This window comes from Mycobacteroides abscessus ATCC 19977, assembly GCF_000069185.1.
GTDB lineage: Bacteria > Actinomycetota > Actinomycetes > Mycobacteriales > Mycobacteriaceae > Mycobacterium > Mycobacterium abscessus.
On the sequence record NC_010397.1, the window covers coordinates 3,148,433 to 3,168,342 of the forward strand.

Sequence of the window (19,910 nt, forward strand, 5' to 3'; positions counted from 1 at the left end):
CCTGTGTATGTGCCAGCCGTTAGTTCCCTAACGCGCTGAATCGCATGGGCGACCATCAGCTAGAGGATATCTTCCCGGCCGTGAACTAGCTTGTGGATTCAATCATCGTCCGCAATGTGCGCGGCAACGTCCGCTTGGATCGGTACGGTCCCACCACCGCCGCCCCGGCGGGGCCGCCGAGCAACTGGCGGGCGATGGCGTTGACCTCGTCGGCCGTCACCGCGTCGATCCTGTCCAGGGTCGCGGAAATGGTGCGGTGCTTGCCGTTGTTCAGCTCGCTGCGGCCCAACCGATTCATCCGCGATGCCGAATCTTCAAGCCCCAGAACGAGTCCACCGGAGAGCGCCCCCTTGGCACGATCGATTTCCGCCGGGGTGAATCCGTCCTCGACGACCGATCCCAACACCTGCGAGGTCACCTTCGTCACCTCGTCGAATCGCTCCGGGGAGCAGCCCGCGTATACCGACAAGGCGCCGGTGTCCGAGAAGGTATCCACCGTCGAATACACCGCGTACACCAGCCCTCGCTGCTCGCGAATCTCTTGAAACAGGCGAGAACTGAGGCCACCGCCGAGTGCGCTGTTGAGTACCGACAGCGCCCAGCGATGCTGCCAGCCGCGCCCGGGAGTGCGCACCCCAAGCGACAGGTGCACCTGCTCACCGTCGCGTGACACCAACTCGAGCCCCGGCTTGGCCGCGACCCGGCCACTGCCCTTGCGGGGCGCCACCGTCCGCACCGATGAGTCCAGATGCGACTTGAAATACTTGCGCGCCAACCGGACTACACGATCGTGTTCGATGTTTCCGGCGACCGCCAGCACCATACGTTCGGGGCGGTACCGCCGCACATGGAATGAATGCAGTTGCGCCCGCGTCATCGCCGAAATCGATTCGGAGCTGCCCAGCACGCTGCGGCCGATCGGATGATCACCGAACAGCGCACCCAGGAAGGCCTCCCCCAGCAGATCCTCGGGATCGTCGTCACGCATCGCGATTTCTTCGAGCACCACATCACGCTCGACCTCGACGTCGTCGCTGGCGCATCGCCCGCGCAACACCACATCGGCCACCAGGTCTATGGCCAACTCCAGATCGGAGTCCAGCACATGAGCGTAATAACAGGTCTGCTCGCGTGCGGTGAAGGCGTTGAGCTCGCCCCCGACGGCGTCGATCGACTGGGCGATATCGGCCGCCGACCGGGTGGGCGTGGATTTGAACAGCAGGTGCTCGAGGAAGTGCGCCGCACCGGCGACACTGCGCCCCTCGTCGCGCGACCCCACGTCGACCCACACGCCGACGGACGCCGAGCGCACCGAGGGCATGGCCTCGGTGACTACTCGGAGCCCACCTGGAAGAACCGTGCGGCGTACCGATGAGCCGCTTGCGCGAAGAGACTCGGACCCTGCGCTCGGGACCTTACTGGGTGACGGCATCAGCCGGCTGGGCCTCCGCGGGTGCGGGAGCTTCCGCGGCATCCTCTTCGCCGACCGGGACCAGCGAGATCTTGCCGCGGTTGTCGATATCGGCGATCTCCACCTGGATCTTGTCGCCGACCTTGACCACGTCTTCAACCTTGGCAATCCGCTTGCCCTTACCGAGCTTGCTGATGTGCACCAGGCCGTCGCGGCCAGGCAAGAGGGAAACGAAAGCTCCAAAGTCAGTGGTCTTCACCACCGTTCCGAGGAAACGCTCGCCGATCTTGGGCAACTGCGGGTTGGCGATGGCGTTGATCTTGTCGATCGCGGCCTGCGCCGAAGCGCCGTCGGCAGCACCGACGAACACGGTGCCGTCATCCTCGATGGAGATGTTCGCGCCGGTCTCCTCGGTGATGGAGTTGATCATCTTGCCCTTGGGCCCAATCACCTCACCGATCTTGTCGACCGGCACCTTGATGGTGGTGATACGCGGCGCGTACGGGCTCATCTCGTCGGGAGCGTCGATCGCCTCGGCCATCACCTCGAGGATGGTGGTGCGGGCGTCTTTGGCCTGCGACAACGCGGCGGCCAGCACCTGCGACGGGATGCCGTCGAGCTTGGTGTCCAGCTGCAGGGCGGTGACGAAGTCCTTGGTGCCGGCGACCTTGAAGTCCATGTCGCCGAAGGCATCCTCGGCACCCAGGATATCGGTGAGCGCGACGAAGCGACGCTCGGCGGTGCCGTCTGCGAGTTCGATGTCATCGGACACCAGACCCATGGCGATACCGGCGACGGGCGCCTTCAGCGGCACGCCGGCGTTCAGCAGCGCCAGAGTGGAAGCACACACCGAACCCATCGAGGTAGAACCGTTGGAGCCCAGCGCCTCCGAGACCTGACGGATCGCGTAGGGGAACTCCTCAATGCTCGGGAGCACCGGGATGAGCGCCCGCTCGGCGAGGGCGCCGTGGCCTATCTCGCGACGCTTCGGCGAACCGACGCGGCCGGTCTCACCGGTGGAGAAGGGCGGGAAGTTGTAGTGGTGCATGTAGCGCTTGGTGGTCTCGGGTCCGAGCGAATCGACCTGCTGAGCCATCTTGATCATATCCAGGGTGGTCACACCCATGATCTGGGTCTCGCCACGCTCGAACAGGGCACTGCCGTGGGCACGCGGGATCACGGCGACCTCGGCTGACAGGGCGCGAATGTCGGTGACACCGCGGCCATCGATGCGGAACTGATCCTTCAGGATGCGCTGGCGCACAAGCTTCTTGGTGAGCGAGCGGAACGCGGCGCCGATTTCCTTCTCACGGCCGTCGAAGCCCTCCTGGAGCCTGCCCAGCACGTCGACCTTGATCTCGTCGGTCTTCTCATCACGCTCGGCCTTGCCCGCGATCGAGAGCGCCTGCGACAGCGGCTCGGTGGCCACAGCCGCGACGGCGGCGTAGACGTCGTCCTGGTAGTCCGGGAACAGCGGGAACTCGCCGGTGGGCTTGGCAGCGCTGCCGGCCAGCTCCTCCTGCGCGGTGCACAGGGCAGCGATGAACGGCTTGGCCGCCTCGAGGCCCTCGGCGACAACGGTTTCGGTGGGCGCACCGGCGCCACCGTCGATCAATGCGATGACGTTGTCAGTGGCCTCGGCCTCGACCATCATGATCGCCACGTCGGAATCACCGGCGGTGCCTACTTTGCGGCCCGCGACCACCATGTCGAACACAGCCTTCTCCAGCTGCTCGACGGTCGGGAACGCCACCCACTGTCCCTCGATCAGGGCGACTCGCACTCCGCCAACCGGGCCCGAGAACGGGAGTCCGGCAAGCTGAGTGGAGGCGGACGCCGCATTGATGGCCAGCACGTCGTACAGATCGGCGGGGTTCAGGCTCAGCACCGTCACCACGACCTGGATCTCGTTACGCAGCCCGCTCACGAACGACGGGCGCAGCGGCCGGTCGATCAGACGGCAAGTCAAAATGGCGTCGGTGGAGGGACGACCCTCACGACGGAAGAACGAGCCGGGGATGCGGCCCGCGGCGTACATCCGCTCCTCGACGTCGACGGTCAGCGGGAAGAAGTCGAAGTGATCCTTCGGAGTCTTGCTGGCGGCCGTGGTCGACAGCAGCATCGTCTCGTCGTCCAGGTACGCGACGACCGAACCGGCGGCCTGCAGGGCCAGGCGCCCCGTCTCGAACCGGATGGTGCGGGTGCCGAAGCTCCCGTTGTCGATGGTCGCGGTGGACTCGAAGATGCCTTCTTCAATTTCTGTAACAGACATAGGTGTCCGATTTACCTCTCAGTTATTCAGCGTGTTCGCTGTAGTGGGCATGCGTGCCATCACACGGTCAGCGCGCGGTTGTACCAGCGCGAAGTGGACCCGGAAGGTGATCGGCCACGGCCGTTCGATCGAAGCGGTCGGGATCTTGAAACCCGGCAGCCACTACCGAAGACCGCCCGTTACCCGGCGGGACCAGCATGACAACGCACACACCCTACCACCTGCGGCGTTTGCGGCCGTGCAGCTTGATCAGGGCAGTTCTTCCACGCACACGGTGAAGTTGCGGTCCACGTACGGATAGCCGAGCCCCGTGATGCAGTCGTCAGCGGTCGAGACTTGCTGCAGAATCTGGGTGACACGTTTCTTGTTCTGGGCGCGAGGATCGTTGCAATCGACGCGCACCGGGTCGCCGTCCCATTTGTCCGGAACGTCCATGCAGCCGCCGACCACCCAGTCGATGTCCAGACACAGAGCCTGGCTTTTGCGGCCGAATCCACGCTTGGCGTAATAGGAGGAATCGGCGTCACGTGGGCAGTCAGCGTCCGTCGCGGCCTTGGCAAAGACCTTGAAATTCGACGTGGGACTGCCGCACGGTTCCTTGACCATCTTGGCTCGCTGATCGCTGCCGCTGAGGTTCACACAATCGCCGACGGCCAGGCCATCGGAGGCCGCTGCTGCCGAACAACCCGACAACAGCGCCACACCGACAGTAAGAAGAACAATGGACGCCGCCCCCAACGTTCCAGGGCCGCCCACTCGGGGGGAAAACAAAGTCAGCGGCGCAGGCCCAGGCGCTCGATCAGCGAGCGGTAACGCGCGACGTCGACCTTGGCGACGTACTTGAGCAGACGACGGCGACGGCCGACCAGCAGCAGCAGACCACGACGGCTGTGGTGGTCGTGCTTGTGGGTCTTGAGGTGCTCGGTCAGATCGACGATGCGCTTGGTCAGCATCGCGACCTGCGCCTCGGGGGAACCGGTATCGGTCTCGTGCAGCCCGTACTGGGCGAGGATTTCCTTCTTCTGCTCTGTGGTCAACGACACGGCAGGCTTCTCCATCAGTGAGGTTCGCGTCGAATTATCTGTAGCGGGCCACCGCGAACTGCAGCACCACCAGCGACGAAGTGTAGCGGTGCTTTAGTTTCGCGCCAAAATCGTGCGCGCCTTCTCGGCATCCTTGCCCATCGCCACAACCAGGTCGTCGATGGATTTGAACTTCTCCATGCTGCGGATTCTCGCGACGAAGTCGACTGCTACGTGCTGGCCGTACAGATCGGCGGTGGTGTCCAGAATGAACGCCTCGACAGTGCGTGCCTTCCCGGAGAAGGTCGGGTTGCTCCCCACCGAGACCGCCGCCTGATAACGCTCACCGGGAACCACGGTTCCCATGGTCGGACCGTGTCCGAGCAGTGTGAACCAGGCCGCGTACACCCCATCGGCGGGAATCGCCGAGAACATCGGGGGCGCCACATTGGCGGTCGGAAAGCCCAGTTCACGGCCGCGTCCGTCCCCGCGCACGACGACGCCTTCGACACGGTGCGGACGTCCCAAGGCTTCGGTGGCGGCCACCATGTCACCGGCATCGACACATGACCTGATGTAGGTCGACGAGAACGTCACGGCGTGCTCTGTGACCAAGGTGACCGCGTCAACCTTGAAGCCGAAGCGCTCCCCGGCCTTCTTGAGCATCTGGACGTTCCCTGCGGCCTTTTTACCGAACGTGAAGTTCTCCCCGACCACCACCTCGGCGACGTGCAACCTCTCGACCAGCAGTTCATGCACATAGCGCTCGGGTGAGAGCTTCATGAACTCCGGCGTGAACGGCACCACGAGGAAGACGTCGACACCCAGTTCTTCGGCCAGCTCAGCGCGCCGGGTCAAGGTGGTGAGCTGCGCCGGGTGTGTTCCCGGGAACACCACTTCCATCGGATGCGGATCGAACGTCATCAGGACGCTCTTCAGATTAAGCTCACGTGCCGCCTTCACGGCGCGCCCGATGAGTTCGGCGTGACCTCGGTGTACACCGTCGAACACACCGATCGTCAGCACGCACCGACCCCAGTCGGACGGGATTTCGTCTTGCCCGCGCCAGCGTTGCACGGCCTAAAGCCTACTTCGGAAGCTGTGAGAAGGCCGACTTGGCGTTCGGTCTTCATTCCCTGACTAGGCTTACCTTCGTGAGCCCCACTCGATCCGACCGGCCCGCCGGATCCGCCGATACCGATCTGACGACGGTCGCTCAGGACTACCTCAAGGTGATCTGGACCGCGCAGGAGTGGTCACACGAAAAGGTCAGCACCAAAATGTTGGCCGAGCGCATGGGCGTGTCGGCGAGCACCGCATCTGAATCGATACGCAAGCTCGCCGACCAAGGGCTCGTAGACCACGAAAAGTACGGCGCGGTGACGCTGACCGACCACGGCCGCAAGGCGGCGGTGCTCATGGTCCGTCGGCACCGGCTGCTGGAGACGTATCTGGTCAACGAACTCGGCTATGGCTGGGATGAAGTGCACGACGAGGCCGAAGTGCTGGAGCATGCCGTCTCGGACTTGCTCCTGGCCAAGATCGACGCAAAACTCGGCCACCCTCAACGCGATCCACATGGCGACCCGATCCCGGGCCCCGACGGCCAGGTGCCCACTCCCCCGGCACGCCAGCTATCGGACTGCGCCAACGGCGATACCGGCGTGGTGGCCCGAATCTCCGATTCCGATCCGGAGATGTTGCGCTACTTCGACACCGTGGGCGTGGCCCTGGATGCGCGGGTCACCGTCGATGAACGACGCGACTTCGCCGGAACCATCTCGGTCTCCATCGACAGCGATGAGCCGGGCCGCGACGAAAGGAAGCTGGAGCTGGGAAACCCAGCCGCGCAATCGATTTGGGTTGTACTCGACTGAAATGGCCGACCACGCGGCGTGTGAATGCCTATTGTGCGTCGACTACGGCGATCGCGATCAGTACAACGACAGTGATCGCGACATCATCGGGAGTGTCACCGAATACGGTTGGAGCGCACTGGGAATCGGCCCCACCTCGTCGGAAGAAAGTCCACCGTTCGCTTACACCGTGGGGTTGTGGCACACCATGCGGTTGCCCGAGCTGGCAATCTACGGGGTCAACGACATCACGATGATGCAGCGCGCGCTCAATGCCGTGGCCAAGCAGGCACAAGAAGGGCGGGTGTTGCAGGTCGGCGAGACGTTCGCCGATGTGCTCGCGCTACCCGACGTGGACGACTACCGCGTCAAACTCTCCCCCATCGACCCCAGTTGGTACGACAACGAATTCGGTTTCGGACTGTGGTTCAACCGCACTAACCATGTGCGGTATCTGCAGATCCTGTGGCCCGACGGCGCGGGGCGTTTTCCCGGGAATCCCGAGCTCGATCCGCATTTCGACGATCGGCAGCCGCTGATGTGGATGCCCAGGGAGCTGCACCCTCCCAGCCGGTGGATCCGCCCGGCCGACTGATTGAGCTGTTCTTTGTGGGTATGAACATCCACAAAAAGGGTGGAACCGAATCGCCGCCAGCCGCGTCAGACCCATAAAAGACCGCATCGAACCCAGGGAGGGCGAGGTAATGACATCAGCCGGCAATCCGCCGCTGCAGGTGGTAATCGACGAGGTCGGTGCGCTCAGTAAGTTCGCCGCGAGCCTTGCCGACCAAATGAGAGCGGGGTCAAGTTCACTGGATCGCGACGTCCAGTCGTTGTTCGGCGTCTGGAGGGGCAGTGCTGCCGATGCCTATCGGTCCGGATGGGACGAAATGCAGGACGGTGCAACGAAAGTGTGGAATGCGCTGACTGATATCGCCTCTACGCTGGGCTCAAATGCTGCGGTATTCCATGCGCAGGAGACCTCAACCGCGTCGTCCATCACTTCGACACAGGCGGGCTGACTGGATGCCCGCTCACGTGGAATCGGAGTTCTCCTTCGATCTTGACCACATCGAGCAGGTGACGTCCCGCGCTCGGGGTTTCAAGGAGTTTGTCACCGAGAACCTCGACCAGCTGGAGTCGCGCGCTCAGAAACTTGTGCAAAGTGGGCAGTGGACCGGTGCCGCTGCCGCCGCCTACTCCGAAGCCCACAAGGAGTGGATGGATGCGGCACGTGAGCTTGTCGAGGGGTTGAACCAGATGGAAGAGGCCGCGCGAACCGCTCACGGCGCCTACTCGGAGGCACAAGAAGCCAATCTTCGAATGGCGCGAGGTTGATGTGCCCGTTGTCGTCGAATCAGCGGCGTACTACGCGGCCGCCAACACCTGCTACAAACTCTCGACCGACGTCCAAGCCGCATTCAAACCTCTTTCCCGTGTCCTCACCTTGGAAACCAGCGGAATGGCCGGCGGCTATCAAGCCGTCAAAGCCTGGTCTTCGGGATATGACAATCGTGCCGCAGCTCTCACCACGGCGACCACCGAATATGCACGAGCGCTACAGCGCCTGGGCGACATCCTGACTGCGGCGGGCTACAACTGGGCCATCGCCGACTGGAGAGCAAACCGCGATCCCAACAAGGGAACGGGCCCAGCCTGCCCTCGGACGATCCCGTCCGAACTGCCTTATGGGGCAGATGTTGTCGTCGGTGTGGCATCGTCAAAACACAACGGCCCGGGTCTTGAGTCGGATGTGCCCGACCTGTACAAGAAGGTTGTCGCTCAGGTAGCGGGCGGGGAGATCCCGGACGGTGATACAAACAAGCTCGACAGTGCGGCCAAGGCGTGGAAGACGTTTGCCGACAATGACGCGATCTCCCGGGGCGAATCCGATCTGAGGCTCGCGGCTAGCGCATTGAGTAATTTTCATGCCCCGGATATCCCGAACCTCAGCGAGCACCTCACGACGCTCTCGACAAGTGCTGGCAGAATCAAGCTGGCCGCAAGCGATCTCGCCACCTCGACAACCGCCCACTATGCGGCGCTTAGTCAGCTGCGCTCAGATATGCAGTTCGCCATCGCCACTACTCTCGGTGTTGGACTAGCCGCCATCGCCGCGATCGCTGTCATCACTCGGGGCCGTGCTACCGCAGGTGGCGCTGAGATCGCAGCCACAGCGGTAGACGCCTGCGCATCATCGCTTGCGGCATGCATCCGTCCCTTCCTTACAACGTTGGGCGGTATCACTTTTAACGCAGAAGCGGTCACCGCCGCGGGCCTCGGCGCGATCATCGGATTGTCGATCGCAACGATTACCGGGGAAACAGTGGTCTACTCGAACTACAAGCCACCTGGTGACGCGTTCGACAAGACCGGCGCGAAGTCACCCGGTTATCCGGGTGACTATCCGGCGGGATCATTGCCAAGAGAGTTCGTACCTCCGAAGGACGGACCCAAATGGGTGCCCAATCCCAACCCCAAAGGTAACCGTTTTGGCTGGCTAGACGCCGATGGAAACGTGTGGGTCCCCACCGGCAAGGGGGGCCTGGCCCACGGTGGGCCGCACTGGGACGTCCAGGATCCGAAAACTGGTAAACACGAAAATGTTCCGCCACCACTTCCCGAAGGAGAAGGTAAGTGAGCGATCGTACACCGGTGGTCGTCCGAGCACCGGGCGTTGTCTACCAATCCGACTTCGATGAAGCGGTGTTCTTCCAATGGCTCGACAAGATGCCAGGGGCTTGGTCGCATGGCGGTGCGCGCCAAACGTTACAGGTGGCCGTTGATCCCGATGCTCTCGATGAAGACGCCCTGAGTGAATTCGTCGGGCTCTATCGGCGTTACCACGTAAGCGCCGCAGAGCTCCAGGTCTTGGCTGGCACTCGCCTAGGTTCCTGGTTTAGCTCGCCCGATCGATTCTGGCATCGAGAGATTTTCGAGCGCCCTTCGCCGGCCGAGGATCAGCTGAGCCGCGAACTGTTCTCGGGCGATCTCCCTTGGAACATCGAACCCACCGTTGGCACACGCGTGAACGTCTGGCCGCCTGACATCAATGTGAGCCCCACTCCAGATCATGTGGTCCTCAAGGCCACCGGTGTCCGCTACTATTCCGAGCTCGACGAAGCGGCCTTCTTTGAATGGCTGGATAAAAACCCACAAGTCGAGTCCTACCGTGGTCGCAACCACACTCTCTACATCAATGTGAATGTCGACAGCGGCGAGGAATGGGAACTGTGCGAACTCGCCGCTCTCTACACCCGATACAACATCGACATGACAGAACTGCGAGTTCTGAATTCGGGCAACTTCGGACCTTGGTTCAGCGACCCCAAATGGTGGTGGCACAAGGCCGTTTTCGGGTAGCCGCTACAAATTCGCGGGCCGCAACACCACGACCGATGTGGTGCGTGATCCCTTGTCCGCCAGCAGCGCGATGACGCGATCATCGGCATCCACCGCCGCGTAGGTGCCTTCGATCCCCGCAGGCGCCAGTGGCCGACCGTTACGCACCGCATCCACCTCGGCGGCGTCCAGGTCACGCCGGGGAAAGCCTTGCCGGCACGCGGAATCCAGGTCCAGGGTTAGCGTCGCGCCATCGGCCAGCTCCTCGAGCGTGCGGGCTCGATCCAGCCCGAAATCACCAACCCTGGTGCGCCGCAGTGCCGTCAGGTGTCCGCCCACACCGAGCGCGGCCCCCGCATCCCGGGCGAGCGCACGAATATAGGTCCCCGAGCTGCAGTCGATTTCCACGTCCACATCGATCAGGTCCTCACCCGAGCCTCGCACCGCCAACACGTCGAAGCGAGAGATACGCACCGGACGCGCGGCCAGCTCGACCGACTGCCCCTCGCGTGCCAGCTTGTACGCGCGCTGTCCGTCGACCTTGATCGCACTCACCGAGGACGGCACCTGCGCGATATCTCCACGCAGTCCGGCCACGGCGGCCTCGATATCCACCTCGGTGAGGTGCGATGCCGAAATCGTTTGCAGCACCTCCCCTTCGGCATCATCGGTGCTGGTGCTCTGACCGAATCGGATAGTCGCCGCGTACGACTTGGTGGTCAACGTGAGTAGGCCCATGATCTTGGTGGCCCGCTCGATCCCAATGACCAGTACTCCGGTAGCCATCGGGTCGAGGGTCCCGGCATGCCCCACCTTACGGGTGGAAAATATTCTGCGACAACGCGACACCACGTCATGACTCGTCATTCCGGCGGGCTTGTCAACGATCACCAGGCCCGCCCGGCTCAGCGGATCGGTCACGGCACCACAATCGCGGTCAAGATCAAACCCTTGTCGATGATCCATCGGCCGTCAAAGGCCGACAGCACGGTGCCGTCGTTGGCCCTGCCGTCAACCAAGATTCGCGAAGTAAACGTTCCATCCGGGTCAATCGTGATGTGAGCGTCCTCGAAACCAAGCCAGCGGGCAGTCAACGGGAACCATGCCTTGTACGTGGTTTCCTTGGCACAGAACAACAATCGGTCCCAATGGGTGCCAGCAGGCAACGCGTCCAGCTCGTCACGCTCGACGGGCAGGGCAATCGACTTGAGCACGCCATTGGGCAATACATCGTGCGGTTCGGCGTCGATGCCCACCGAACGCACCTCGCCCGTCCGCCCCACCACGGCCCCCCGGAAGCCCTCGGTATGCGTCATGCTGCCCACGATCCCATCGGGCCACAGCGGTTGCCCCTTGTCTCCCTTGAGGATCGGCACCTCTGGAATGCCAAGCACGGAGAGCGCCTGCCGGGCGCAGTACCGCACGGTGATGAATTCGTTGCGCCGCTTGGCCACCGACTTGGCGATCAACGGTTCCTCTTCGGGCAGCGGCTCCAGACCGGGCGGGTCTTCATACAACTCGGCCGACGGCAACAGCTCGGGAACTACCGAAGCGATCAACTGATCAGTCACTGGCACGCTCCTTGGCAAGCCGCTCACGGAATCGTTTGGCTGCCACCCTCATCTGCTCAGTGATCTCGAAATGACCACCGAACTCGTTGAGGTAGCCGGGCGGATAATGTGGCGCCGGCAGAATCTGCCGAAGCCACGAATATGGTTTGCGCTGGGCCCATTCCCGCGGATAGCCCACCGATACCTCTTCAAACCTGACGTCGTCGTACCAGGTGGTTCGCGGAATGTGTAGATGTCCGTACACCGAGCATGCGGCGTTGTAACGGGTATGCCAGTCCGCGGTTTCGGTGGTTCCACACCACAGCGAGAACTCGGGGTAGAACAACGCGTCGCAGGGTTCACGCACCAGCGGAAAATGGTTCACCAGGACTGTCGGAGTCATCCAGTCCAAATCCTCTAGGCGCTTGCGGGTGTACCGCAGCCGATCTCGGCACCAGGCATCGCGTGTGGCGAAAGGCTCACTGGAGAGCAAGAACTCGTCAGTGGCCACCACGTTGCGATCACGGGCGATCTTGAGCCCCTCGGCCTTGCTGTTGGCCCCTTCCGGCAGAAATGTGTAGTCGTACAACACAAACATCGGCACGATGGTGGCCGGACCACCCTGTTCCACCCATACCGGGTAGGGATGTTCGGGGGTGATTACACCCATCTCGTCGCACATGTTGACCAGGTAGTCGTACCGGGACTGCCCGAAGATCTGCATCGGATCGCGCGCCGTGGTCCACAGTTCGTGGTTGCCCGGTACCCAGATCACCTTGGTAAACCTGCGCCGCAACAGATCCAGCGCCGCCCGGATGTCATCGCTACGTTCGGCCACATCCCCGGCGACGATCAGCCAGTCCTCGGGAGAGGCCGGGTGCAGTTCTTCCAGGACAGACTTGTTGGCCGACTGCCCGACATGCAGGTCACTGATGGCCCAGAGCGTGGGCTCGCGTTCCTGCGTCATCCGGCCAATGTACCTACAGGTTTATCTTGCAGCTCTGCCCCACGTCGAGAACGCGCAGCGCGCGTCCACTTCCCACCCAGAACGCACAGGACAGCGCGAGATCCGTCAGCAATCCGTCATCGAAATGCTGACGTGCCCGCTCCCAGAACTCGTCGTCCTCGCGTAACCCAACGTGATCGGTGGCGAAACGGTGCGCGAACTCGGCGGCCGTACGCTCCGCCTCGCTGTATCGCGCCGAGGTACGCCACCGATCGGCCTCGGCATAAAAATCCCCGTCGAGTTCACCGCTCTGCACAAAACGGGTGTTCTGACACACCGAGCATTCGTTCGCAAAGGCCACTGCCATCCGGGCCAACTCCCGCACCCCAAGGGGAAGCCGACTGCGGTTGTACACCGCATCAGAAAATCCGGCGAAACCCGGCGCCATTTCCGGGGAGCCCATCAGCCAGCCGGCCACGTCGTCGTCTGCATAGTTCCCAATTCGTGCCATGGCGTCACGGTACTCCTGGACTAGAACGTGTTCTAGTGTTTTCGATGTTCCGTAGGAGACGACGAGGCGCACCGCTAGACTTCGGCGCACCGCGGCCGACCAGATTGAGGTGACTTCGCATGGCCCAACGGGCAGCCCTTGTCCGAGCTGGAATCTGCGTCGCCCTGGTGGCGCTGGTGCTGAGCATCGTTACCGTCTGGCGCACCGCCCCCGCGGAGCACACCGCGAGCGCGCCGGTTCAGCTCAGGTTCTCCACCGCACCCATGACCGGGCCCGCGAACACGGGCGCCACCACCACGATCAAATGGCCGGTCGTTCCGGTCACCGATCCTCGCCCGTTCGACCCCTGCTTCGATATCCCCAGTTCGGTCATCGCCGCCGCAGGACTCGACCAGACACCGCCGGCGCCCGAGGAAGGGCTGCGCTGCCGCTACGACTCGCGTAACAACTATCAGTTGGCCGTCGAGGCAGTCGTGTGGCGCACCTACGAAGACTCGCTGCCTGCCGATGGCGTGGAGACCACCATCGCCGGTCACCGCGCGGCCGAATACAACATCATGAAGCCGACCGACTGGAACAACCAGTGGTGGGTGTCGTGCATGATCACGTTCAAGACGAGTTACGGCGTGGTCCAGCAGTCGCTGTACTACGCGTCGCAGAAGTACTCCCCCGACGGCCCCGGCTGTCTCGTGGAGAATCGTCGGGTCGCAAATATTCTCGCGCCCTCCTACAAATTCTGAGACCGGCAAATTCTGAGACCGGCCGGTTAGCCGCGCGCCGCGATGCGTGCCAGCACTTCGGGCCGCCGCAATGGAGGCACGGTCTTGGGCGGCTGACGACGCGCCGGCAGTGACCCCAGCAGCCGCATCGTGGTGGCGGTAACCTCGGCCACCGCCTGCTCGAATGCCTCCCGATTGGCGTCGGAGGTCTTCTGGATTCCGCTGATCTTGCGGACGTATTGCCGTGCCGCCGCCTCGATCTCCTGATCGGTCGCCGCAGGCTCGAGTCCGCGCAGCTCGGTGATGTTCCTGCACATATCTACGACAGTAGAAACAGATTCCGGAAGACGCCATGCCCCACCCACCGGTTAGTTCACATGCGCGTGTATACGTAAGTCATGCCAGTGACGTCATCGGAGCCGTCTAGCGCCGGGTCCAACGCCCTTCATACCAGCGGTTCATCGCAACGCGACCGTGTCGCCGCTGCCGCCCACGAGGTGCTCGCCAAACATCCCCCCGCGACGACGCCGGTGACCGACCTATTGGGCGCCGTCTACGACGCGGGCCTGGCCTGGGTACATTTCCCGGTCGGCCTGGGTGGCCTGGACGCGCCGCCGGCGCTGCAGGCCGTTTCCGACACCATCCTGCGCGCGGCCGGTGTGCCAGACCCCTTGTTTGTCAACGTGATCGGGTATGGCATGGCAGCGCCGACGGTACTAGCGCATGGACAACCGGAATTGATCCGGCGGATCCTGCGTCCCCTGTTCACCGGTGAAGAGCTGTGGTGTCAGCTCTTCAGCGAGCCGGGTGCCGGCTCCGATTTGGCAGGCCTGGCCACCCGCGCGGTACGCGACGGCGATGAGTGGGTGATCAACGGTCAGAAGGTGTGGACCTCGGGGGCGCATCAGGCGCGCTGGGCCTTGTTGGTGGCCCGCAGCAATCCCGACGTGGCCAAGCATCGGGGCCTGACCTACTTCGTCGTCGACATGACCGATCCCGGCGTCGAGGTCCGTCCCCTGCGCCAGATGACCGGCGACGCCGAGTTCAACGAGGTCTATCTCACCGATGTCCGCATCCCGGACGCACACCGCCTGGGCAACGAGGGCGATGGCTGGCGGGTGTCGATGACCACGTTGATGAACGAGCGCAGCGCACTGGGTGGCGCCTTCGATCACGGCCGCGGCGGTGGCTCGATCGGCAATGCCCTCAATCTGTGGAAGCAGCGCCCCGATCTGCACACTCCCGAGCTGCGGGCCAAGCTGACGAATCTTTTCGTACGCTCGGAAGGCAACCGCTACGGCACACAGATGAGGATCGCCGCCCAGGGCGATGCGCCTATGGGTCCCGAAGGATCTATCGGCAAGCTGATGGGCGCGGAACTCAACCAGCAGATCTACGACTTCTGTGTTGAACTGCTGGGCATCGAGGCGACCCTGTACGCCTCCTATGACATGCGCCGGGTGGTGGAAGACGACCGGCGTGCCGACACCATGTGGGCCTTCCTGCGATCCAAGGCCAACACCATCGAAGGCGGTACCTCCGACGTGATGCGCAACATCATCGGAGAACGCGTACTCGGATTGCCCGGCGATATTCGGGTCGACACCGACAAAGCCTGGAAGGACGTGCCCCGCGGATGAGCGCCAGCGAAGACCATCAAACCCGGATGAGCGCCAGCGAAGACAATCAAACCCGGATGAGCGCCAGCGAAGACAATCAGGCCCAGATCAATGAATTCGAGTTCACCGAAGAACACGGCGACCTGCGCTCGCTGGTACGCAGCTGGTGTGAACGGGTCTGGACACCCAAGCACGTGCGCCAGATTGCCGAGGCTGGATCAGTGGATCTGGATGCCTGGCGCGCCCTCGGCTCCGAACTGGGTGTGGTGGGCCTAAGTCTGCCCGAACAGCATGGCGGCGGTGGGTTGGGTGTCATCGAATTGTCCATCGTGGCCGAGGAATTGGGGCGGGCTCTGGCGTGCCTGCCGTGGATATCCAGTGCTGCCCTGGGCGCCACCGCCCTGGTGTCCAGCGGCGACGACAGCGCCTTGGCCGAGTGGGTACCGGCGCTGGCCGCCGGCGAGAAGACGATCACGCTGGCGGGCGGCCGTACCCGTTTAGCGGACGCGATCACCGTGTCTGCCGAATCCGATACCGACGGCTGGAAGCTCACCGGCGACACCGAGCATGTTCCCGACGGCGCGACCGCCGACGTGATCCTGGTGCTCGCCGATACCGATTCGGGACCAAGCCTTTTCGCGGTCGACGGCGATGCGCCAGGTGTCGACCGACACTCGCTGGCGACCCTTGATATGACCCGGCGGCAGGCCAACATCCACTTCAACTCCGCCCCCGCACGCCTGATCGGTGCACAGGGGCGGGGTGCGGAGGCCGTCGCCACGGCACTCGACGTCGCAGCCACCGTACTGGCGGCCGAGCAGGCCGGTATCGCCGCCCACATGCTGGATGTGACAACCGAATACGCGAAGTCCCGGATCCAGTTCGGGCGCATCATCGGGTCATTCCAGGCCGTCAAACACCGCCTTGCCGATATGGCCGCGGCGACCGGGAATGTGCGTGGCGCCGCGTATCACGCGGCCTGGTCACATGATCACCCGAGCCTTGACGATCCGGCGCTGGCCACCAGTATTGCTCAACAGGTGGCGTCGGCAGGAGCTGTGGAGGTAACCGCCAAGGCCATCCAGAGCCATGGCGGCATCGGTTTCACCTGGGAGCACCCGGCCCATCTGTATTACAAACGCGCCGTGAGTAACTCGGCCCTCTTCGGGGGGCGCGCCGTCCACGCCGAACGTATTGCCAAGGAGGTAATCGACGCATGACCGAACCAATTTTGTTGACCCACACCGAAGACCGCATCTGCACCATCACCCTGAACCGGCCGCAAGCACGTAACGCCTTGAGCACCGCCCTGGGCGAGGAGATCGTCAAGGCCGTCACCGCGGCCGACGCCGACGAGAACGTCGACGTGATGATCCTGACCGCGGCCGACCCGGTCTTCTGCGCGGGCGTGGACCTCAAGGAGCTGGGCAGTGGCGATCGTGCCGAGTCCCTGGACCCGTGGTGGCCCGAACTGAGCAAGCCGGTCATCGGCGCCATCAACGGCGCTGCGGTGACCGGCGGTCTGGAGTTGGCACTGGCCTGCGACATTCTCATCGCCTCGGAGAAGGCACGATTCGCCGACACCCATGCGCGCGTTGGCATCTTGCCGACCTGGGGGCTGACCACCCTGCTGCCGCTCTCGGTGGGGCGGGGCCTGGCCCGGCGGATGAGCCTGACCGGCGACTACCTCTCCGCCGAGGATGCGCTGCGGGCAGGCCTGGTGACCGAGGTGGTCGCGCACAACGAGCTCCTCCCCGCCGCCAAGCGTCTCGCCGCGACCATTGCCGGCAACAACCAGCCCGCGGTCCGCGAACTGCTGGCGTCCTACCGCCGTATAGAGTCCGAGCTCGTCGGCAACGGCCTGCAGGTGGCTCTCGACGATGCTCACCGGTGGATCGATCAGAACTCGATCGCCGAGGGCGTAGAGGCTCGGCGCACCGCGATCATGGAGCGCGGACGCAGCCAGAACGCCTAGGCGCGATCGGTTCGGTACAACGCGATCCGGCGATCGGGCCGAATATCGAACTCACCCAGGAACGTCCAGCCAATCCGGTCGAGCGCCTTGCGCATCGGCGTATTCGACGCTGCCGGTTCTATCATCATTCGTCGGCAGTCGGGATCGGCGTGGTAGGTCGCGCTCGGCAACAACCGCATCCATTCCGACACCACACCACGGCCTAAATAGCGCGTGTCGGCGGTCGCGACATGCAGCCCGACATCATGCGCATGCGCAGGGTAGATCCGTGCGATCTCGTCACGCGCGGCACGGTAAAGCTCGATATAGCCGATCTCGGTTCCGTCCACCGACAGGATGCAGGGCAGTGAATAGTCACCGGCCAGACGGTAGGAAGAGTCTTCGTGCCACCGGGCGGCTGACCATGGCTGCTCCCACGTCTCCACCAAATGCGGCCGGGCGAACCACTCACTGAGCATCTCCGGGTCCGTGCCCAACGGATCTACCCGACGCAAGGCATACCGAGTACCGTCAAATGACGGCATCGGCGGCGGCCCGGCCGCCATCACCTCGGCCACCACATCGGTGTTCTCGCGCGCGATGCGGTAACCGGTGGGGCTATTCATCGGCCAGGAGACTCCGTTCGATTGAGGCTTAGCTTAGGTAAGCCTATATTTTACGAAGCACCCGCCGAGACGACCTCGCGCACCCCTACATCAGGTGCGGCGTCTCCCTATGGATCTTGTGATCGTGGTGCACTGTGCCACCGACGACCGCGAATCCGAGACCGGCGGTCACCAGGAGTGCGACCGCTGCCACCATTCCCCAGCCATGATGCCCGGAGGCCAACGCCGCCAGACCCAGCGCGGTAATCGTGACCGACATCAGGCCCAGGAAGTAACCGGTCCACACGGCAAATCGATCAAGGTTCATTTCGAAACACCTCCTCGTCCAGCTTTTCCACGATACCCCTGAAGTGATGTGGATCACATATCCACGCAATCGACGGGACTCGATATCATGAAGCAGCTATCGGAGCGGGGGGAGAAAATCGTGTCGTATCCACAGCACTATCCGGCGGCGGGGCCCCGGTCCTTTCAGGTGCGGCTGACCAAACACACCGGGATGCTTCTCATGTTCAGCACCCGCAGCTACACGATCACCGGGACGCTTGAACAATGCGAGGCCGCCTATCGCGACGCGCAAACCCACAACCTGGCCGCCGGCTGGTGGAGTTTTCTGTCCATCCTCCTCATGAACTGGATCGCCATCTTCGGAAACATGGGGCAAATCAACCAGATTCGGCGTTTGGCAGCACAGCCGCCGGCATACCAGGCTTATCCACCGGTCGGGTATCCCCAGCCGCCCTACCCCCAATATCCGCAGACGTCCTGATCAGGAGCCAGTGCCCGGCACGGCCCATCCTCCGGACAGTGCGCGCCAACCGACCAACACCAGCCGCAGGACCAGGAAAAGGGTGAGTCCGCACCAGATCCCGGCAAGCCCCCACCCGAAAACCAGTGCCAACCACACGCTCGGCAGGAATCCGCACAATGCGCTGATCATGGTGGCATTGCGCATGAACCGCGCATCGGCAGCTCCCAGCAGCACCCCGTCCAGCGCGAACACCAGACCCGATATCGGCAACTGACACACCAGGAACCACCATGGCACCCGCATTTCATGCAGCACGGCGGCGTCGGAGGTAAACAGCCTCGGCAGCACCGGCGCACCGAGGGCAAGTATGCCCGCCAACAGCACCGCGAACCCCAGCGAGAAGATGCTCACACGCCACGCCACCGACTTGGCCTCGGGCACCCGGCCCGCGCCCAATGCCGCACCTACCAGGGTTTGAGCCGCGATGGCCAGCGAGTCGAGCACCAGTGCAAGGAAACTCCACATCTGCAGGACCACCTGATGGGCGGCCAATGCCGCCGCCCCAAACCGGGCCGCTACCGCGGCAGCACTGATGAAGCACGCTTGAAAGGCCAGACTGCGCACCAGCAGATCGCGCGCCAGCACCAGCTGCGCGCGCAGCACCGCACGGTCCGTCCGAAGCGGCGCATGCTCGGCGTGCAGAGCACGCAAGAAGAGGATCGCGGCCAGCCACTGCCCCACCAGATTGGCCACCGCCGAACCGGCCAACCCCATCCGCGGCACACCCGCCAGCCCGTAGATCAGCACCGGGCACAGTACGGCCGACACGGCAAAACCGGCGATGACATATCGCAACGGCCGCACCGTATTCTGAACTCCCCGCATCCAGCCGTTGCCCGCCAGGGACACCAGAATGGCCGGTGCCGCGAAGATGGCGATACGCAGCCACCCCAGGCCCTGAGCAGCGACATCGGGCGCCGCGGCAATGGCGCGCACCACCGGCCCGGCCACCGCATGCACGACGAGCACCACGACGGCTCCGATGAGCAGCGCCAGCCAGGTGGCCTGCACGCCCTCATGGACCGCGCCAGGCCTGTCGCCGGATCCGAATCGCCGCGCGGCGCGCGCGGTGGTGCCGTACGACAGAAAGGTCAGCTGCGTCCCCACCAACGAAAGGACCAGTCCCCCAACAGCCAATCCCGCCAAAGGGACCGCTCCCAGGCGGCCCACCATGGCGATGTCGAAAAGCAGATACAGAGGTTCGGCTGCCAAGACGCCCAATGCGGGCAGCGCCAGCGAAATGATCCGTCGAGCCAGGCCGGGCATTCCGG

General features: G+C 63.6%; 24 protein-coding genes. 11 read left to right on the forward strand and 13 right to left on the reverse strand.

Features of this window, described 5'->3' with window-relative positions; all coding sequences use genetic code 11:
- Positions 1 to 85 precede the first annotated feature (85 nt).
- The 5 genes from MAB_RS15740 to MAB_RS15760 form a co-directional block, all read right to left on the reverse strand.
- On the reverse strand, positions 86 to 1,432 hold the full coding sequence (locus MAB_RS15740) for a M16 family metallopeptidase (protein ID WP_071997834.1): 1,347 nt from the start codon (positions 1,430 to 1,432) through the stop codon (positions 86 to 88).
- Positions 1,416 to 3,683 (reverse strand): polyribonucleotide nucleotidyltransferase, encoded by a 2,268-nt coding sequence (locus tag MAB_RS15745; RefSeq protein ID WP_005081771.1) that lies wholly within the window; start codon positions 3,681 to 3,683, stop codon positions 1,416 to 1,418. The genes MAB_RS15740 and MAB_RS15745 overlap by 17 nt, the downstream gene beginning before the upstream one ends.
- Positions 3,684 to 3,932: 249 nt before the next feature.
- Complete coding sequence (lppU, locus tag MAB_RS15750) at positions 3,933 to 4,439, reverse strand: LppU family putative lipoprotein (RefSeq protein ID WP_005098286.1); 507 nt, start codon at positions 4,437 to 4,439, stop codon at positions 3,933 to 3,935.
- A gap of 17 nt (positions 4,440 to 4,456) precedes the next feature.
- The gene (rpsO, locus tag MAB_RS15755; RefSeq protein ID WP_005057119.1) at positions 4,457 to 4,726 is read right to left on the reverse strand and encodes a 30S ribosomal protein S15; all 270 of its coding nucleotides are present in this window, start codon (positions 4,724 to 4,726) and stop codon (positions 4,457 to 4,459) included.
- Positions 4,727 to 4,819: 93 nt separating this feature from the next.
- On the reverse strand, positions 4,820 to 5,782 hold the full coding sequence (locus tag MAB_RS15760; RefSeq protein WP_005081766.1) for a bifunctional riboflavin kinase/FAD synthetase: 963 nt from the start codon (positions 5,780 to 5,782) through the stop codon (positions 4,820 to 4,822).
- Positions 5,783 to 5,859: 77 nt separating this feature from the next.
- Between MAB_RS15760 and mntR the strand changes: the two genes are divergently transcribed.
- The 6 genes from mntR to MAB_RS15790 all read left to right on the forward strand — a co-directional run bounded on the left by mntR (position 5,860) and on the right by MAB_RS15790 (position 9,924).
- Positions 5,860 to 6,582: a manganese-binding transcriptional regulator MntR gene (gene mntR, locus MAB_RS15765; RefSeq protein ID WP_005057117.1), complete on the forward strand. Its 723-nt coding sequence runs from the start codon at positions 5,860 to 5,862 to the stop codon at positions 6,580 to 6,582.
- A gap of 1 nt (position 6,583) precedes the next feature.
- Positions 6,584 to 7,156 (forward strand): DUF4262 domain-containing protein, encoded by a 573-nt coding sequence (locus MAB_RS15770; protein WP_005081765.1) that lies wholly within the window; start codon positions 6,584 to 6,586, stop codon positions 7,154 to 7,156.
- A 109-nt stretch (positions 7,157 to 7,265) separates the two neighbouring features.
- The gene (locus MAB_RS15775) at positions 7,266 to 7,583 is read left to right on the forward strand and encodes a WXG100 family type VII secretion target (protein WP_005081762.1); all 318 of its coding nucleotides are present in this window, start codon (positions 7,266 to 7,268) and stop codon (positions 7,581 to 7,583) included.
- A 4-nt stretch (positions 7,584 to 7,587) separates the two neighbouring features.
- Positions 7,588 to 7,899 (forward strand): WXG100 family type VII secretion target, encoded by a 312-nt coding sequence (locus tag MAB_RS15780; protein WP_005114477.1) that lies wholly within the window; start codon positions 7,588 to 7,590, stop codon positions 7,897 to 7,899.
- A 1-nt stretch (position 7,900) separates the two neighbouring features.
- Positions 7,901 to 9,202: a polymorphic toxin type 37 domain-containing protein gene (locus MAB_RS15785; protein ID WP_005093803.1), complete on the forward strand. Its 1,302-nt coding sequence runs from the start codon at positions 7,901 to 7,903 to the stop codon at positions 9,200 to 9,202.
- Positions 9,199 to 9,924 carry a hypothetical protein gene (locus MAB_RS15790; protein WP_005093805.1) on the forward strand — a complete coding sequence of 242 codons (726 nt, stop codon included), beginning with the start codon at positions 9,199 to 9,201 and terminating at the stop codon, positions 9,922 to 9,924. Before MAB_RS15785 ends, MAB_RS15790 begins: the two co-directional genes overlap by 4 nt.
- A 3-nt stretch (positions 9,925 to 9,927) precedes the next feature.
- Here the strand turns inward: MAB_RS15790 and truB are convergent, their stop codons facing one another.
- Genes truB through MAB_RS15810 form a run of 4 tightly spaced genes read right to left on the reverse strand, consistent with a single transcriptional unit; the run spans position 9,928 to position 12,910 of the window.
- Entirely contained in the window at positions 9,928 to 10,824 is an 897-nt protein-coding gene (gene truB / locus MAB_RS15795) for a tRNA pseudouridine(55) synthase TruB (protein ID WP_012296636.1), read from the reverse strand.
- Complete coding sequence (gene pptT, locus MAB_RS15800; RefSeq protein WP_005093809.1) at positions 10,821 to 11,462, reverse strand: 4'-phosphopantetheinyl transferase PptT; 642 nt, start codon at positions 11,460 to 11,462, stop codon at positions 10,821 to 10,823. Before pptT ends, truB begins: the two co-directional genes overlap by 4 nt.
- 4 nt (positions 11,463 to 11,466) lie before the next feature.
- Positions 11,467 to 12,420, reverse strand: coding sequence for a metallophosphoesterase family protein (locus MAB_RS15805; protein ID WP_005057109.1), 954 nt, complete (start codon positions 12,418 to 12,420; stop codon positions 11,467 to 11,469).
- A 13-nt stretch (positions 12,421 to 12,433) separates the two neighbouring features.
- Positions 12,434 to 12,910 carry a carboxymuconolactone decarboxylase family protein gene (locus MAB_RS15810; RefSeq protein WP_005057107.1) on the reverse strand — a complete coding sequence of 159 codons (477 nt, stop codon included), beginning with the start codon at positions 12,908 to 12,910 and terminating at the stop codon, positions 12,434 to 12,436.
- A 119-nt stretch (positions 12,911 to 13,029) separates the two neighbouring features.
- Here MAB_RS15810 and MAB_RS15815 point away from each other — a divergent pair, with 119 nt between their 5' ends.
- Positions 13,030 to 13,650, forward strand: a complete 621-nt coding sequence (locus MAB_RS15815; RefSeq protein ID WP_005111603.1) for a DUF3558 domain-containing protein — start codon at positions 13,030 to 13,032, stop codon at positions 13,648 to 13,650.
- A gap of 26 nt (positions 13,651 to 13,676) precedes the next feature.
- On the opposite strand, the gene MAB_RS15820 is transcribed toward MAB_RS15815, so the two are convergent.
- A complete protein-coding gene (locus MAB_RS15820) occupies positions 13,677 to 13,946 on the reverse strand; it encodes a DUF2277 domain-containing protein (RefSeq protein ID WP_005057105.1) in 270 nt (89 codons plus the stop codon).
- Between the two features lie 81 nt (positions 13,947 to 14,027).
- On the opposite strand from MAB_RS15820, the gene MAB_RS15825 reads away from it, so the two are divergent.
- Genes MAB_RS15825 through MAB_RS15835 form a run of 3 tightly spaced genes read left to right on the forward strand, consistent with a single transcriptional unit; the run spans position 14,028 to position 17,223 of the window.
- Positions 14,028 to 15,269: an acyl-CoA dehydrogenase family protein gene (locus MAB_RS15825; protein WP_005115331.1), complete on the forward strand. Its 1,242-nt coding sequence runs from the start codon at positions 14,028 to 14,030 to the stop codon at positions 15,267 to 15,269.
- The gene (locus MAB_RS15830; protein WP_005111606.1) at positions 15,266 to 16,468 is read left to right on the forward strand and encodes an acyl-CoA dehydrogenase family protein; all 1,203 of its coding nucleotides are present in this window, start codon (positions 15,266 to 15,268) and stop codon (positions 16,466 to 16,468) included. The genes MAB_RS15825 and MAB_RS15830 overlap by 4 nt, the downstream gene beginning before the upstream one ends.
- Positions 16,465 to 17,223: an enoyl-CoA hydratase gene (locus MAB_RS15835; RefSeq protein WP_005081745.1), complete on the forward strand. Its 759-nt coding sequence runs from the start codon at positions 16,465 to 16,467 to the stop codon at positions 17,221 to 17,223. The genes MAB_RS15830 and MAB_RS15835 overlap by 4 nt, the downstream gene beginning before the upstream one ends.
- Here the strand turns inward: MAB_RS15835 and MAB_RS15840 are convergent.
- Positions 17,220 to 17,828, reverse strand: coding sequence for a GNAT family N-acetyltransferase (locus tag MAB_RS15840; RefSeq protein ID WP_005076691.1), 609 nt, complete (start codon positions 17,826 to 17,828; stop codon positions 17,220 to 17,222). The two genes, MAB_RS15835 and MAB_RS15840, sit on opposite strands and share 4 nt — an antisense overlap.
- Positions 17,829 to 17,913: 85 nt before the next feature.
- Positions 17,914 to 18,135 (reverse strand): membrane protein, encoded by a 222-nt coding sequence (locus MAB_RS15845; RefSeq protein ID WP_005057100.1) that lies wholly within the window; start codon positions 18,133 to 18,135, stop codon positions 17,914 to 17,916.
- Between the two features lie 87 nt (positions 18,136 to 18,222).
- Here MAB_RS15845 and MAB_RS15850 point away from each other — a divergent pair, with 87 nt between their 5' ends.
- Positions 18,223 to 18,597: a hypothetical protein gene (locus MAB_RS15850; protein ID WP_005133076.1), complete on the forward strand. Its 375-nt coding sequence runs from the start codon at positions 18,223 to 18,225 to the stop codon at positions 18,595 to 18,597.
- Here MAB_RS15850 and MAB_RS15855 read toward each other — a convergent pair whose 3' ends face one another.
- Positions 18,598 to 19,905, reverse strand: coding sequence for an MATE family efflux transporter (locus MAB_RS15855; protein WP_005122934.1), 1,308 nt, complete (start codon positions 19,903 to 19,905; stop codon positions 18,598 to 18,600).
- Positions 19,906 to 19,910: the final 5 nt, after the last annotated feature.